Origin of the sequence: Lysinibacillus sp. NPDC093210 (assembly GCF_044753985.1) — a bacterium.
Taxonomy (GTDB): Bacteria; Bacillota; Bacilli; order Bacillales_A; family Planococcaceae; genus Lysinibacillus.
In genome coordinates this window covers 17,889-32,014 of sequence record NZ_JBIVOE010000013.1, presented here as the reverse complement: position 1 = coordinate 32,014, position 14,126 = coordinate 17,889, and the positions used below count along the sequence as shown (strand labels likewise).

The 14,126-nt window shown below is 36.2% G+C and carries 15 protein-coding genes; 8 read left to right on the top strand and 7 right to left on the bottom strand.

The window, feature by feature from the left end; genetic code table 11:
* The first annotated feature begins 154 nt into the window (after nucleotides 1-154).
* Nucleotides 155-535: a hypothetical protein gene (locus tag ACIP9C_RS21480; protein WP_401014379.1), complete on the top strand. Its 381-nt coding sequence runs from the start codon at nucleotides 155-157 to the stop codon at nucleotides 533-535.
* Between the two features lie 55 nt (nucleotides 536-590).
* Here ACIP9C_RS21480 and ACIP9C_RS21475 read toward each other — a convergent pair whose 3' ends face one another.
* The 3 genes from ACIP9C_RS21475 to ACIP9C_RS21465 form a co-directional block, all read right to left on the bottom strand.
* Entirely contained in the window at nucleotides 591-1,253 is a 663-nt protein-coding gene (locus ACIP9C_RS21475) for a ribonuclease H family protein (protein ID WP_401014376.1), read from the bottom strand.
* 137 nt (nucleotides 1,254-1,390) lie between these two features.
* Nucleotides 1,391-1,735: a YlbF family regulator gene (locus ACIP9C_RS21470; RefSeq protein ID WP_340822416.1), complete on the bottom strand. Its 345-nt coding sequence runs from the start codon at nucleotides 1,733-1,735 to the stop codon at nucleotides 1,391-1,393.
* 18 nt (nucleotides 1,736-1,753) lie between these two features.
* Nucleotides 1,754-2,896 carry a DUF445 domain-containing protein gene (locus ACIP9C_RS21465; protein ID WP_401014372.1) on the bottom strand — a complete coding sequence of 381 codons (1,143 nt, stop codon included), beginning with the start codon at nucleotides 2,894-2,896 and terminating at the stop codon, nucleotides 1,754-1,756.
* 222 nt (nucleotides 2,897-3,118) lie between these two features.
* On the opposite strand from ACIP9C_RS21465, the gene ACIP9C_RS21460 reads away from it, so the two are divergent.
* From ACIP9C_RS21460 to ACIP9C_RS21445, 4 genes are all read left to right on the top strand, one after another.
* Nucleotides 3,119-3,322 (top strand): YheE family protein, encoded by a 204-nt coding sequence (locus ACIP9C_RS21460; protein WP_340822414.1) that lies wholly within the window; start codon nucleotides 3,119-3,121, stop codon nucleotides 3,320-3,322.
* Nucleotides 3,323-3,492: 170 nt separating this feature from the next.
* Entirely contained in the window at nucleotides 3,493-3,903 is a 411-nt protein-coding gene (locus ACIP9C_RS21455; protein WP_401014369.1) for a hypothetical protein, read from the top strand.
* A gap of 422 nt (nucleotides 3,904-4,325) precedes the next feature.
* The gene (locus ACIP9C_RS21450) at nucleotides 4,326-5,669 is read left to right on the top strand and encodes a hemolysin family protein (protein WP_401014366.1); all 1,344 of its coding nucleotides are present in this window, start codon (nucleotides 4,326-4,328) and stop codon (nucleotides 5,667-5,669) included.
* Nucleotides 5,670-5,744: 75 nt separating this feature from the next.
* Nucleotides 5,745-6,653: a cation diffusion facilitator family transporter gene (locus tag ACIP9C_RS21445; protein WP_401014363.1), complete on the top strand. Its 909-nt coding sequence runs from the start codon at nucleotides 5,745-5,747 to the stop codon at nucleotides 6,651-6,653.
* A 68-nt stretch (nucleotides 6,654-6,721) separates the two neighbouring features.
* On the opposite strand, the gene ACIP9C_RS21440 is transcribed toward ACIP9C_RS21445, so the two are convergent.
* Nucleotides 6,722-7,462, bottom strand: a complete 741-nt coding sequence (locus tag ACIP9C_RS21440; protein ID WP_401014361.1) for an effector binding domain-containing protein — start codon at nucleotides 7,460-7,462, stop codon at nucleotides 6,722-6,724.
* Between the two features lie 84 nt (nucleotides 7,463-7,546).
* A complete protein-coding gene (locus tag ACIP9C_RS21435) occupies nucleotides 7,547-8,473 on the bottom strand; it encodes a helix-turn-helix transcriptional regulator (RefSeq protein WP_401014358.1) in 927 nt (308 codons plus the stop codon).
* 409 nt (nucleotides 8,474-8,882) lie between these two features.
* On the opposite strand from ACIP9C_RS21435, the gene ACIP9C_RS21430 reads away from it, so the two are divergent.
* Nucleotides 8,883-10,004, top strand: a complete 1,122-nt coding sequence (locus ACIP9C_RS21430; RefSeq protein WP_401014355.1) for a response regulator — start codon at nucleotides 8,883-8,885, stop codon at nucleotides 10,002-10,004.
* A gap of 444 nt (nucleotides 10,005-10,448) precedes the next feature.
* Here ACIP9C_RS21430 and ACIP9C_RS21425 read toward each other — a convergent pair whose 3' ends face one another.
* Both ACIP9C_RS21425 and ACIP9C_RS21420 read right to left on the bottom strand, forming a co-directional pair.
* Nucleotides 10,449-11,096, bottom strand: coding sequence for a response regulator (locus ACIP9C_RS21425; RefSeq protein ID WP_401014352.1), 648 nt, complete (start codon nucleotides 11,094-11,096; stop codon nucleotides 10,449-10,451).
* Between the two features lie 13 nt (nucleotides 11,097-11,109).
* Nucleotides 11,110-12,225, bottom strand: a complete 1,116-nt coding sequence (locus ACIP9C_RS21420) for a GAF domain-containing sensor histidine kinase (protein WP_401014349.1) — start codon at nucleotides 12,223-12,225, stop codon at nucleotides 11,110-11,112.
* A gap of 234 nt (nucleotides 12,226-12,459) precedes the next feature.
* Here ACIP9C_RS21420 and ACIP9C_RS21415 point away from each other — a divergent pair, with 234 nt between their 5' ends.
* Both ACIP9C_RS21415 and ACIP9C_RS21410 read left to right on the top strand, forming a co-directional pair.
* On the top strand, nucleotides 12,460-12,885 hold the full coding sequence (locus ACIP9C_RS21415) for a disulfide oxidoreductase (RefSeq protein WP_401014346.1): 426 nt from the start codon (nucleotides 12,460-12,462) through the stop codon (nucleotides 12,883-12,885).
* A 222-nt stretch (nucleotides 12,886-13,107) separates the two neighbouring features.
* On the top strand, nucleotides 13,108-13,947 hold the full coding sequence (locus tag ACIP9C_RS21410) for an RluA family pseudouridine synthase (RefSeq protein WP_401014343.1): 840 nt from the start codon (nucleotides 13,108-13,110) through the stop codon (nucleotides 13,945-13,947).
* Nucleotides 13,948-14,126 lie beyond the last annotated feature (179 nt).

Genomic DNA, 14,126 nt, shown 5'->3' with positions numbered 1-14,126 from the left:
ATTACTAAATTAATGATTGCCTCAATAGTTTAACAAATTTTTATAAGTTTAAGCAAAGCTACTATTTGCAAGTTTCGATTGACAGAATATTTAGACTAATTATAGACAAATTACTTAATTTTACATATAATTTTTAGTAAAGGTGGTGTTGATAGTGGTTGTAATAAAAGAAAACTCTCCTTCTGTTTCTAGCTTTATTCAGCAATTAGAAGTAGCCTTCCATCATTTTGATTTACAACGTTGTGACGAAAAGACATTATATGTCACCATATTTTTAAAATATCGCGGCCAAACGGTTCTCTGCGATTTTATTTATATTATTAATCAACAAGAAATGTATGGTGCTATCTCTATCAACGAGCATTATAAACGTGCAAGAAACTTTATTCAACAGCATTTCCACCATATCCTTTTATACTCAGATGAATTACGATTAGCACAAAACTTTATGAATACATTTCATTTCAAGCAAAGCTTACAGCAGTTTGCCAAAAAATATCCTAAATTTATGACTCATAAACAGCATTTTGCATAGGACAAGTGTAAGTAAAAGGGAGGCGTCTGTAGTATTGAACGCCCCCCTTTCACTATTATTCCTTTATGAGTTCACTCAGCCCAGTAATATCAATTCCGTTTAATGCTTGTGTTGCCAATCTATCTGCTTCTGCATTCTCTTTCCTCGAAATAAGCTTATAGTCTGGTCGCAGGCTTAGTTCACTTAATTTCGCGTCAATTTTGTCCGCCCAGCCTGCTAAATCCTTCTCCAATGCAGGCCATTCCCCATTTAGCTGATTAATCACTACTTGTGAATCCCCAATAATGCTGATCGGCAAATGATGAGCATTTAATAATTCAAGCTCCACTAAACCTAAATAAAGGGCTGCATATTCAGCCTCATTGTTCGATTTGAGCTCCGCGGAAAAGGCATTTTTTCTTAGCCTATAGGGTTTACCATTTTGCTCATAATAAATGGCACACCCAAGCCCTGACTGTGTAGTTGCACGGTCAAAGCCTCCATCAAAATAGACAGTAATATTGTGAGGTTCTGTGTCAACTTCTTTTAGATATGCCTTTAGCTCCTTTATAGACCAGTTCGTATCTTGTCGATCAATAAATTGTAGCGATTTAACACGTCCTGTACGTTCCATATCCTCCGCCAATAATAATGCTTGAGCTGCTGGCATTTCTTCTGATCGTAACACCGTCCCTGCACCCTTTGGTGTTTTATAAATCCATTCAATTAAAACATGCATGACATTCCCTCCATAAGTGAAAACGTGTCTCGAAAAGACGAGACACGTTTTCCTTCTTACTTTGTTATATGTGCAAATATTCGTTTATTTATTCCTCACAAAACATTTAACGGTATATTGCTGATAAACATGTTTACTTACATGCCCTCGTACAACGATTGAATAGGTTTTACTAAAATACGATTTACTTCTTCGATAACGCCACTTAGCTTCATCTCTGCTTCAAGCATAGCTACAATTTTCTCATTTTGTTGTGCGAGCTGTGCTGTTTTTTGAGCATAAAGTAGTTCATCTTCCTGTAAATCTTCCCCAGCCATTTGTTTTTGCTGTAAATCTATTTGAATCTTACGGAAGTTTTGAAATAGCTTTATTGCATCCTCATCCGCTTTGACTACTGCTACTGCCTCTTCTAAAGTTTTAAATTCCGCCGTTTTGCGGAAAGTTGCCTCCAAAGCATTAATTTCATTATAAATATTAACCATTATTTCTTTTTCCCCTTTCTAAATTAAGTAGACGATTAAACCTTGCACAATACCAATTAGTCCACCAAGAACTGCACCAAGCACAGTAATCATTTTAAATTCACGCTTCGAAATGCCAAGGACAAGCTCTTCAAGTTTTGATACTGGGAATGAGTCAACTTGTTCACGTACTATTTCTTGTAAATTTAAGCGTTTTAACACATCTTCTAATTTATCTTCTGCTCTATCAAATGCTTTTTCAATCATTTGAGGCACTACTGTTTCCCTCATCCAAGTACTACCGTTAGGCCAGTAATATGAAATAGGATGCTGTAAGCGTTCTGCAACTGCTAATTGATCTTTTACATAGCTTTGTAAATTTGCTAATATCGGTTCAAAATCAATATCCCCTAAATAATCCATTGCTGGACGATCCTTTAATTTTTCCCACTCCTGTGTGAAAATGTTCGTTAGTAGTGCTGTTGTTCCAGGAGCCTGTATAAACTTCACAAGCTCGCGTTGTACTTTGCCCATAAGTGACGAGGAATCACCTAAAAACATATTAATCATACCGCCAAGGGATCCTTTTGACGATAAAAAGTCATCAATCATCGCCTTTATCGTCATTTCACCAGCTGGCGATAAAAAATAATCTTCACCTTTCTCTAAAATATGTCCGACTGCTACTGGAATTTTAGCATCAATCGTATTTTGAATGTCCTCCGATAACAGTGTACGAATTGTTCTCGTTGATAATGTATTCTTAACTGATTCAAATTGTCCTGCTACAATTAGCTCTACCTTTTGTTCGATTGTAGCGGGCATATTGGAGAAGCCAGCTAAAGATAACCAATCTTGAATCGTTTTATCATCCGTAAAGAATGTTTCTTCGACCTTTGTTTGTACAAATTGTTCTACTTTATCTTGAATGTCCTTTGAAAAAAACTTTTTCCTAAAGGTCTCAGGTGTCAGTAGATAATTTACAACTGTTAAGCCAAGCTGTTTCGCTAATTCATCACGTCTTTTTGGAATAAGACCCGGTGTAAATGGCACGCGCCAATTTTTAATATAGATCGCTTCATGAGGTCGAAAAAGCATTTTAATTGCTAGATGATTTGTTATACCACCGATAGCAGCACCGATGATTGCCATAAATAATAATGTCACTATAAAATTGTCCATTAGCATCCACTCATTTCAATCGTATTCACATGTGGCGTATTTTGTCGCCTATTGGACTCATTATAGCAGAGCAATGAAATCCAACGAAAGAAATACCCTCCATTTAATTACGACAAAGCATAATTGTACCTATTCTTTAAACAATGACAAATTGTTTAGTTGCAAAATTACCGCTATCCTTGAATAATATTAAATACATATAATTAGAAATGGGGTTTGTATATGATTCAGCATTTTAGCTTTAAACCTTTATTTGAAAATACACAGCTTCCTGGATGGGCCATTTCATTTTTCTATCAACGTGAACGCTACGCTGCAGAATATTTAAAGGATGGAGTCATCCAATGGATTGGACCAATTCCTCCAGATGAAGAAGATGTTAAAAAAATGATTCACGAACTTATGCTTTTCCATATTTATGACTAAAAATATCAATACTTTTTTGCTTTTACCCACTTAAAAATACCTAATATTTACTAGAAAAATCACTGCTATTATACGAAAAGTGCTTGTTTATATTGATATTCCTGTATTTTTCTTATACATTTAATAAATGAATTTATTTCTAAATGTTTTTTATGCAGGAGGCTATTTCAATGAGTAAAGTCGCACTTTCTGATGACTTAAACAACTATAATTCCAAAGCATTAATTCGTGCAAAAGTAAAAGAACTTTTTACTGAATTTTCGGCAAAAATATTCGGGTTAGTCGATGAAGCAAGTACTATCGATAGTAAAAAGTTCGAAGTACTATCTGGCTTTAGTAGTAATTTTTTCAATGAGTATTGCAGCCAATTAAAAGCTATTTTTGAATCCCCAACTGGAATCGGAAAACGTGCTAATAAACAAATGTACTTAATTTATAATGGCAATCATTATATTCTTACACAACAAGGGCTGACAGAAAAAGCACCTATCACCATCTCCACTTTTACAGACACAATCCCTTTAAAGGAATCTGTGCATGATGTGGAAAAGGCTTGTCTTAAGTTACGCTTTCAACAATAATTTTTTCGATACATATTGACGCAAAAAAGAGGCTGTCTCCTATATTTGGGACAACCTCTTCTTTGCATATTAAAAATAATTCATTTAAAAAAATCCACAAGTAAAAGCACTCTTGAGATTTTTGACGTGTCGTTTTATATGAGATGCAAATGCTTCTTTCTCTAAATAAACTATCCTTGCTCCATATAAAGTTAGCATAATGCATATCGATTTTCAATCATTTGTCATCTAGATAATGTCCATTTTTTTAAAAGCTATGCCTTCTAAAAATAGTATAAAAAATTCGTTGTCAATATTTGTGTTTTAATTATAAATAACTTATGATTAAAATATCCAACAATTTTTTAAATCATAGGAGGTGTACACTTTGTTTACTTCCCTCATTCGGGCGGGGACAAAGGAATTATTTGGACGGAGACATATTGGAAATAACCATAAGGTTGGCGGCATTCGCCCTACTAATCATAATGACAGGATTTTTCGTTGCAACTGAATTTGCAATCGTAAAAGTAAGAACTACCCGCATTGATCAATTAGTCGCAGAAGGCCATAAAAAAGCGAAAAATGCAAAACGTGTTGTCTCGGATTTAGACGAGTACTTATCCGCTTGTCAGTTAGGTATTACAATTACAGCACTTGGACTTGGATGGCTAGGTGAACCAACGTTTGAAATCATTTTACATCCAGTGTTCGAGTTTCTAAATCTGAACGGTAGCATAACATCTATCCTTTCATTTATACTTGCATTCTCAATTGTAACGTTTATGCATGTAGTTATCGGGGAATTGGCGCCAAAAACTTTAGCCATCCAAAAAGCAGAATTTGTTACATTAAACTTGTCTGGTCCGTTAATTTTATTCCACAATATTACGTATCCGATCATTAAATTATTAAATGGCTCTGCTCGCGGTTTAACAGGTCTATTTGGTCTTAAAATGATGTCAGAATCAGAAGTTGCGCATACTGAAGAAGAATTGCGTATGATTTTGTCGGATAGTTTAAAAGGTGGAGAAATTAATAACGCAGAATATGAATATGTTAACAGTATTTTCGAGTTCTCAGATCGCCTTGCAAAAGAAATCATGGTGCCACGTACTGAAATCGTCGGAATTGAGAAAGAGCTTACTATTAAAGAAGTTTTCGATTTAATGGGTGTTGAACAATATACTCGTTATCCAATTATCGACGGTGATAAAGACCATATTATTGGTTTAGTCAATATGAAGCATTTATTAACTGCTTACATTAAAGACCCAGCAAATGGTGATAAATTAGTGATTGACTATATGCAACCGATTATTCGCGTTATGGAAACAACGCAAATTAATGAATTATTACTCAAGATTCAACGTGAACGTATTCATATGGCTATTTTAATGGATGAGTATGGTGGAACATCGGGTCTTGTAACCATTGAAGATATTATCGAGGAAATTGTCGGGGACATTCAAGATGAGTTCGATGAAGATGAAATCCCAGAAGTACAAGAAGTTGCAGAAAATCATTTTATTTTAGATGCAAAAATGCTACTAGAAAACGTCAATGATATGCTAGGTACTGACATAGAAGATGATGATATCGATACGATTGGTGGTTGGTTCATGACGAAGCGTTTCGATGCTGTCGAAGGTGATAGCATTGAAGAGCAAGGTTTTGAATTCACAGCTAAAGAACTAGACGGTCACCACATATTATACTTAGAAGTTCTGAAATTACCTGAACTTGATTTAGCAAATGACATCGAAGAATCGAAAGACTATAAATAACACAGCTAAGACGGCTCCCTTTCATATAAGGGGGTCGTTTTATAATGCCCGAAAGTTTTGCGAGGAGGAAACAAAATGGAGCTCTATACAAATTTACGTCAAGGGGAAAAAGGCGCTTGGTTATCTATAGCTACCTACTTAATACTGAGCTCAGTAAAGTTAACAATTGGCTATATTGGGACATCTGAAGCTTTAAAAGCAGATGGATTAAATAATACAACTGATATCATTGCATCTATTGCCGTATTAATCGGTTTACGTATTGCCCAAAGACCACCAGATTCAAATCACCAATATGGCCATCTACGCGCTGAGACTGTTGCGTCACTTGTTGCATCTTTCATTATGCTTGTTGTCGGCCTACAAGTTTTGATTGCTTCTTTACGAGGACTGTGGGAGCCAACTGGCACAACCCCATCCATGTTAACAGCATTTGTTGCAATTGGGAGTGCCGTAGTAATGTATATTGTTTATCGCTATAATTTAGCTCTATCAAAAAAAATACGAAGTGCTGCTGTTAAAGCTGCCGCTTACGACAATCGTTCAGATGCACTTGTCAGCATTGGTACAGCTATCGGGATATTCGGTGCAATTTTCGGCTTCCCAATTATTGATACATTGACAGCTCTTGTTGTAGCTTTTCTTATACTAAAAACTGCCGTAGAAATATTTTGGGAAGCTGTTCAAAGTCTTACAGATGCCTTTGATATTGATGAAGTCGAGACTTTGTCCGTACTAATTCGCAATGTAGACGGCGTTATTGAGCTTTTAGATTTCAAAGGACGTGCACATGGAAATATGTACTTTATAGATGTAACAGTGACTGTGAATCCTTATTTAAATGTCTTTGAAAGCCACCGTATTACAGAAGAAATTGAACGTACAATCATGCGGGAAAATCGCTTTTGTCAGGTGCTCGTGCATATTGAACCACACATCGAAGATTTGCCTCCTACAAACAAAAGCCAGTCTCCTACCACTTGATGGTAAGAGACTGGCTTTTTTGCGTTATGCCGCTTCGCAAGGCAATTCGCGTTTAACTATTATCATCCTTACTTAATTGCAATATAAATATCGACCTGAGACTCAGTAGGTTGACATCGTTCATCATATAGTTCAAAGTCGCCAGTATACGTTCGTTCTACATCTGAGTTTGCAAACCAAGCCCATATATCTTGCCAAGCTTTGATTACAATCTCTGGCATTGACCCTTTTTCTGAAGTAAAAACTAAATATTTCGAGGCAGGAACTGTTTTTATAGACATCCCATTTGGCACTTCTTTGTCAGTTGATACTTCCACTCCAAGGGTAATTGAATAATCTCCATTAACATCTGTTTCATAATCCGAATATAATCCATACATAACGCCCTCATTCACTTGAGTTAACAGTTGACTAGCTACATTTTGCTGAAAATAGCTTGTCCATAATTGGGGTATTTTCGCTGTGGAAGTAATTTCATTCGCATTATTTGTGCGCGCTTCTATTCCCACTATTTGAAAGCTTTGTTTTTCTTTCATTACAGGAGGATTAACATCGCCTGTTCTCCATCTTTTTAAACTAGGTAAAAACGAAGCTAACATTTGACGTGCATCTTCCTCTACCATGCCCTCTTCCTTTAAATGAGGTACACATATGTTAATCATTTCATTGACAGTTATATTTGGCTGTTTGAACTCTCCTAATTCGTAGCAATATGTGCAATAATCCTGACACACCTGCCCATCTCTTTCTGTTCCTAACATTTTTGCATTCACTAATGGCATTCCACAACTTTGGCAATAACTTTGCATAATTTATATCCACCCTTCGTTCATTTGTTTTCACTATAACAAAGTAAACTTGACAACTGTATGTCATCAATTGAGAGTAATAAATCACCTTTTATTTTCTGCATATAATGCTACAATTTCCTGAGCCCGTCTCTGCACAATTTCAACTAAATAAGGGGGATCAATAAGCTTTATTCGATTCCCAAAGCTCAGCAAAAATCCATATAGCCATTCATCTTCTGGCAATGAAACTTGCACAATAGATTTTTCATTATCTATATGTTCTGCTCCAAATGTTTCTTCCACTAATGTTCGAATAGTTTCATCAAATGACAGTGTGATTTCCACTAAGTTGTGCGGTTGTTGCCAAGCTTTATCCCAAGGTAGTTCTGTTAAATGAACTGTCTTCCGTTCAAAACATATTAATTCTTCTTTTATCTCCTTCATTCTTGAGATTTTAAATAAGCGAAAACCATCCCTTAAAGTGCAATAACCATATATATACCATACTTTACCCTTCTGTACTAAAGTATGCGGCTCTATCAAGCGCTTTGTCATCGTCCCATGCGCAGTTGAATACAAAAAGCTGACACAATGCTCGTCCTCGATTGCCCTTTTTAATAAGGTTATTTGTTCTTTTAATATAACGTTCTGTCCCCAAGGGCTTAGGTCAATAAATAAATGATCAATCGATTTTTTCACTTTCTCATCTGCTATCCCTGTTAATTTTTCTAAAACAGCTGTGGCGTGAGAATCTTCATATGAAGTTAGGGCACTTTTGAGGGCAATCGACAGAGAGGTTAGTTCCTCCTTCGTTAAAATTTGCTTATCCATTCTATAACCATCAATTAAACTAATCCCACCATTTACCCCTTGCTGACTCACAACAGGTACCCCTGCACAGCTAAGGGTTTCAACATCTCGATAAATTGTACGAACTGATACGTCAAATAACTCTGCCAATTCTTGAGCCTTTACTTTTTTACGATTAATTAAAATCATTGTCATCGTTAGTAAACGATCTAATTTCATTTGTCTAATTCCTCAACTTTGTACATATTTTTAAAACACACACTACTTTTCCACAACAAAGTAATTTTCAATTACTTATATACTATTATTTTTAAGTATTTTTTAAGTACCTTTTGAGTTTTCTTTAAGTCAAATGTACTATAATAACGGCTATTACATAATACATTCATTAGAATGTTTTTACAAAATAAGAAATAAGAAACTTTAAATCCCTTCAGTCAATTTTCTAGTTTAACTATCGTAACTTTCTTTTTTCAAAATAGTTTAATAAAAACGCTTATACAATTATTTCAATTCTCTTAACACTACATAAAAAACTTTTATCCTCTATATAATGGGGAGACCTTTTCAAAAACAATGTACTAGAGTTTAATGGTTTTCAATTTAATTGTATAAAGGAGATTTTGATGTGATTCGAGCCGTTTTAATAGACAATGAACCTCTAGCTTTACACTATTTTCAAAATAAGCTAAAAAACTTTCAACAAATAGAGGTTACTAAAACCTTCACTAGTGTAAAGCTATTCTTAAATAGCCTTCCATCACTGGAATTTGAAGTAATATTTTTAGAAATAAAGCTTGATGAACTGAATGGACTTGAAGTAGCTGATATTATAAAAAGCAATCGCCCACATGTAATTGTTATATTTATAACTTCATATTCAGAATTTGCAATCCAAGCATATGAAATTGGAGGACTTGATTATTTACTTAAACCGATTAGCCAAGCACGCTTAGAAAAAACAGTATCACGTATTGAACATGAATTTTCTATGCAACAGTTGGTACAACAAACTTCTAATACGATTTTAAACGTCCAATGCTTTAATCAATTTGCTACCTATAGCAACAATAGTCTCGTTTCCTTCAAAACTGAGAAAACGAAAGAATTATTCGCTTATTTTATATTGCACCCTAACATGCCTATTCATCGGGATGTTTTAATCGAAATTCTTTGGCCCAATTTAGATTATGTTCGTGCTAAATCTAATCTTCATACAGCACTATCTTATTTAAGAAAAACATTAAATAATATGGGCTACGCGAACTGTATAATATTTTCTAACAAATATTATATTTTTGAGAAACCTAATATCTTATGTGATTTATACGAATTCCAAGATTGTTTTAGTGATTTTAAGAAGTCGGATTTTCCTCCGATTTCATTAATCAATCAATGTCTTGCTATTTATAAGGACGGCTTACTCATATTTGATGATTATGAATGGGCTACCTCAGATAGAGATAAGCTTACTAAATCATACATAGAGTTATTAGAGAAAGGGTTTCAAACAAGCATAGGAACCGAAACGGAAAAAGCTATTGACTATCTCAATCGTTTATTAGAGTTTGATCCTTATAATGAACTTAAGCTTGAACAATATTTACAACTGTTAATCGAGGCAGGATTGCATACACAGGCATACACTATTTTTTTAACCTATGAACAAAAACTAAAAGAAGACTTAGCAATCACTCCGAGTTCTACTTTATTAGAAATGTCTAACAAATTATTTAGTCACAATCAATGATTTACTTGGAAAGAGGCGACAAAAGAGAAAAAGTGTTAGATTGACTGCAATCAATCTAACACTTTTTTGCAATGCCGTTGTTGTCCGCTACAGTGGTTGCTTTCCGCGGGCATACTGTAAGCCGCACCCCTCGCTAACGCGCAGTCTGTTGCGTCTTACGATGCGTGCTGTTCCCGCAAGAGTCACCGCCTACGCTACTAACAACTAGTGCATTCTTCTAATTTTTTTATTGCAAAAGTAAGAATAGCTAAGGCGGCTTCATCCATTTTGCATAGCGGGAAAAATGCCATCAATCTAACACTTTTTTGCATTGCCGTGGTTGTCCGCTACAGTGGTTGCTTTCCGCGGGCATACCGTAAGCTGCACCCCTCGCTCACGTGCGGTCTGTTGCGTCTTACGATGCGTGCTGTTCCCGCAGGAGTCACCGCCATGTTTATTTATTGCCTACTGGCCGCTGCCTTCTGTCAATCCATGCTTTACTGCATAGAGTGCGGCTTGTGTCCGATCTTGTACTTGTAGCTTCGTAAAAATATTGGAAATATGCGTTTTTACTGTTTTTTCAGTAACAAATAATGATGATGCAATTTCTCGATTACTTTTTCCCTTTGTAAGCTCTGCAAGTACGTCTTGCTCACGTGGAGTTAGCGGATTTAAAACATGTAGTGCATTTTCTGATTCTTGGCGATCCATCTCCAGTGTTGAAGTGGCTTCTGGATGTAATGTGTGTTCACCCTGCATAATGCGGCGAATCGAAGATACTAACTCATCTGGTTCAATATCCTTTAGCTGATATCCCGCTGCCCCAGCTTCCATAGCTGGCACAACATGATCTCGATCAGAGAAGCTCGTTAACATTAAAATTTCGATGTGTGGAAACTTAGCTTTTATGCGCTTCGTAGCCTGAATACCATCCATTTCAGGCATTACTAAATCCATTAAGATAATGTCTGGCTGTATGCTTTCAGCTAGCGCGACTGCTTCCACACCATTTTTTGCTTCCCCCACAACCTCAATATCTTTCTGTGTCTTTAAAAAAAATAATAATCCTCGTCGGACTACATGATGATCATCTGCAATTAGTACACGAATCATTTTTATTCCCCCCTCAATATGGCAAGCGGATTAGCAGCTCCGTTCCCTTGCCAATTTCGCTAACCCAGTCAGCTGTCCCCCCCACCGATTTAGCTCGATCTTTTATCGATTGTAAGCCTATCGATAGGAGCTTTGTATTATGGTCAATAACAAACCCTCGTCCCTCATCACGAATGACTAATAATATATCAGTAGCTGTTACCGTAATATAAAGTGCCGCTTCGAGTACACCAGCATGGCGACGCACATTATTAAGCGCCTCCTGTGCTACACGGAACAGAGTTTCTTCTATACGAGATGGAAATTGTAAAACACCAGATACGGTTACATGAAGCTTTAATCCGAGCATTTCAGCATACACTTTTATCGCTTCTAACAGTCCATTCTCTAAACCTTTTGGGCGCAGTTGCCAAATGAGTGCACGCATTTCTGTTAAAGCATCTTGTGTTAAATGCTGTATCTCCTTAAATGTTTCCTTTACCTCAGTGTCGTTACTCATCTCAATGCCAGCCCTCGCCGTTAATGTTACGGAGAAAAGAAGCTGATTAACAGAATCATGTAAGTCCCGCGCCAGACGATTACGCTCCTTCACTAGTGCCATTTCCTGCTCCTGCTTTGTCAATAATATACGCTTAATGGCAGAGCCCATTTGAAAGGCAACCGATTCCAGTAATGCTAGCTCTTCCTCTGAAAAACGCACCGTATTCTTTGATGCTACGTTCAAAACACCAAATCGTTCCTGACCTGATTGCAGAGGGACCGTTGCATGATGTGTAATTCCTTCGTGATCGCCAACATTTGCAGCAATAGCACTTTCGATCCGTTGACATTCAATAATATTAGAAGCTTTTTTTAATTCTTCATTTCGATAACGGGATACACACCAGCAGCCTCCCTTTTTTAAGTAGTGGCAATTTTTATGTTCAAGTGCCTCTGGTAAATTTTCATGGACAACAAGCTCTGATCGTCCCTTTTCATCAATAAAAAATATCCAGCCCGTTTCAAAATTTGTACCATTTAAAAACTTTACAAGTGCGCCTTTTAAGGTAGTGAATATTTCTGTTTCTTCATTCAGTAACTCAGCAATTTCTTTTAAAATACTAATATTGGAGTGCTCGTTCTCTCTCACAAAAACACCTCTTTTTAATGGCATTACTTATTTTAATGATAACATTTCCAAGTCAAAGGTGTCTGCCTGAGCCGTTCATACTTTAGACTGAATTTCCATTGTTTTTTATATGTAATTGTTTGAACGTACTGACTAGGAGCAATAGAGAAACTCTTTAATTGAAACATTTTACTTCTAAATTCAAAACACATATAATCGTAACAAGTACATCGTTATCATAAAGGGAGTTTTTATATGTCAAAAAAAGAGGAAAATAGCTTATTGTTTATTTGGATTGTCTCTGTCGTTGCAACACTAGGCTCACTATATTTTTCTGAGTTTCGTCACTACGAGCCTTGTAAAATGTGTTGGATTCAACGTATTTTTATGTATCCAATAGCAATAATGACCACTATTGCCTTTATTCAAAAAAATCCACGCATAGCTGTAACAACGGCAGTATTCGCCGTTATAGGTGGCTCTGTATCACTTTATCATTATGGGATTCAGAAACTAAGCTTCTTAGCTGCTTCTGCTCCTTCTTGTGGCGCCGTATCTTGCACGGGTCAATACATAAACTGGCTTGGTTTTATTACAATCCCGTTTTTAGCATTAACAGCGTTTATTTTAATTGCAGGCGCAAGCTTCTATTTAATCAAAACGTTAAAAACTGCAAAATAGTGTAACAAGAACGATAAGTACATTTTTAGCTTTAACATAATGTCCGACAAAAAATTCGCGATTTGCCTGTGGGATAGCGATTCAAGCCAGATTATCCAGTGGCTTTAACATCTGGTATCTTGTGAATCGTCCTTCTGCAGAAAGGGAGCGGATTTTTTTGTACTAAAATCTAAAAAATGAGCAAGGGTGCTTCGATAGCCCTCATTCCATGGAGGAAAATAGATGTTTCAGTATGAAATAAAAGACAATAATACAACGGTCGAGGAGCTACTACGTAATCATTGGCGACTAGGGAAAAAGTTAGTTCACGAATTACGTATGGAAAAGGCAGTCACTTCACTCGATGGAGAGCCACTACTATGGAAGGAGCCACTGCCAGCAGGAACACTCATTAAATTTTCATTTCCTATCCCTGCCTCTAGCTATAAGCCGACACCTGTTTGTGCGATTGATGTTGTGTATGAAGATGATCACTGTTTAATTGTTTCTAAACCAAAGGGCATGTCCACTCATCCTAATGATGACCGCGATACTCACACTTGTATGAATCATGTAATGGCACATATGAAAGAGCAAGGTCGAGATTATGCGGAGCATGTTCATCGCCTTGATAAAGGGACAGAGGGTTTACTTTTAGTTGCAAAGCACCCACTGGCAAAATCAATTTTTGATCGTATGATTGAAGAAAAAACGATTATTCGTACGTACGCTGCAGAGGTGCAAGGAAATCTTCGTACTACATCGGGGACTATCACTGAATCTATTGGTAAAGACCGCCATCACCCAACACGACGTGTCGTATCAAACACAGGTCAACATGCTGTAACACACTATGAAGTTGTTGCACGCTATAAACATTCTTGTGTTGTCCACCTTGTTTTAGAAACAGGTCGTACACATCAAATTCGAGTACACATGTCACATATCGGTCATCCTATTATTGGAGATACGATGTATGGTGCGCGTGAAACAGCTAGCGATGATTATGAACTACATGCCATTCAATTAGAATTTGAACACCCATTTTTAAATAAATTAATTATAGTAAAAGATAAAGAATAGGTACAAAGTAGTAGTACAAACCAGAGTCATGGTTTGTACTTTTTTTATAGAAAATCTATCACTTCATGATAGATTTAGTGGTTATAAGCCGTTTCAACATAAACCGTTTTTTGGTTTTTCTACTATTTAAAGTAAAAATTTACGAATTCATATTTTCTTCATCTATTTTTTACAATAAT

Excerpts from the sequence above, each read along its gene's own strand:
- ACIP9C_RS21475 (WP_401014376.1), bottom strand. The coding sequence starts at position 1,253 with ATGCATGTTTTAATTGAATGGATTTATAAAACACCAAAGGGTGCAGGG.
- ACIP9C_RS21470 (WP_340822416.1), bottom strand. The coding sequence starts at position 1,735 with ATGGTTAATATTTATAATGAAATTAATGCTTTGGAGGCAACTTTCCGC.
- ACIP9C_RS21465 (WP_401014372.1), bottom strand. The coding sequence starts at position 2,896 with ATGGACAATTTTATAGTGACATTATTATTTATGGCAATCATCGGTGCT.
- ACIP9C_RS21460 (WP_340822414.1), top strand. The coding sequence starts at position 3,119 with ATGATTCAGCATTTTAGCTTTAAACCTTTATTTGAAAATACACAGCTT.
- ACIP9C_RS21455 (WP_401014369.1), top strand. The coding sequence starts at position 3,493 with ATGAGTAAAGTCGCACTTTCTGATGACTTAAACAACTATAATTCCAAA.
- ACIP9C_RS21445 (WP_401014363.1), top strand. The coding sequence starts at position 5,745 with ATGGAGCTCTATACAAATTTACGTCAAGGGGAAAAAGGCGCTTGGTTA.
- ACIP9C_RS21440 (WP_401014361.1), bottom strand. The coding sequence starts at position 7,462 with ATGCAAAGTTATTGCCAAAGTTGTGGAATGCCATTAGTGAATGCAAAA.
- ACIP9C_RS21435 (WP_401014358.1), bottom strand. The coding sequence starts at position 8,473 with ATGAAATTAGATCGTTTACTAACGATGACAATGATTTTAATTAATCGT.
- ACIP9C_RS21425 (WP_401014352.1), bottom strand. The coding sequence starts at position 11,096 with ATGATTCGTGTACTAATTGCAGATGATCATCATGTAGTCCGACGAGGA.
- ACIP9C_RS21415 (WP_401014346.1), top strand. The coding sequence starts at position 12,460 with ATGTCAAAAAAAGAGGAAAATAGCTTATTGTTTATTTGGATTGTCTCT.
- ACIP9C_RS21410 (WP_401014343.1), top strand. The coding sequence starts at position 13,108 with ATGTTTCAGTATGAAATAAAAGACAATAATACAACGGTCGAGGAGCTA.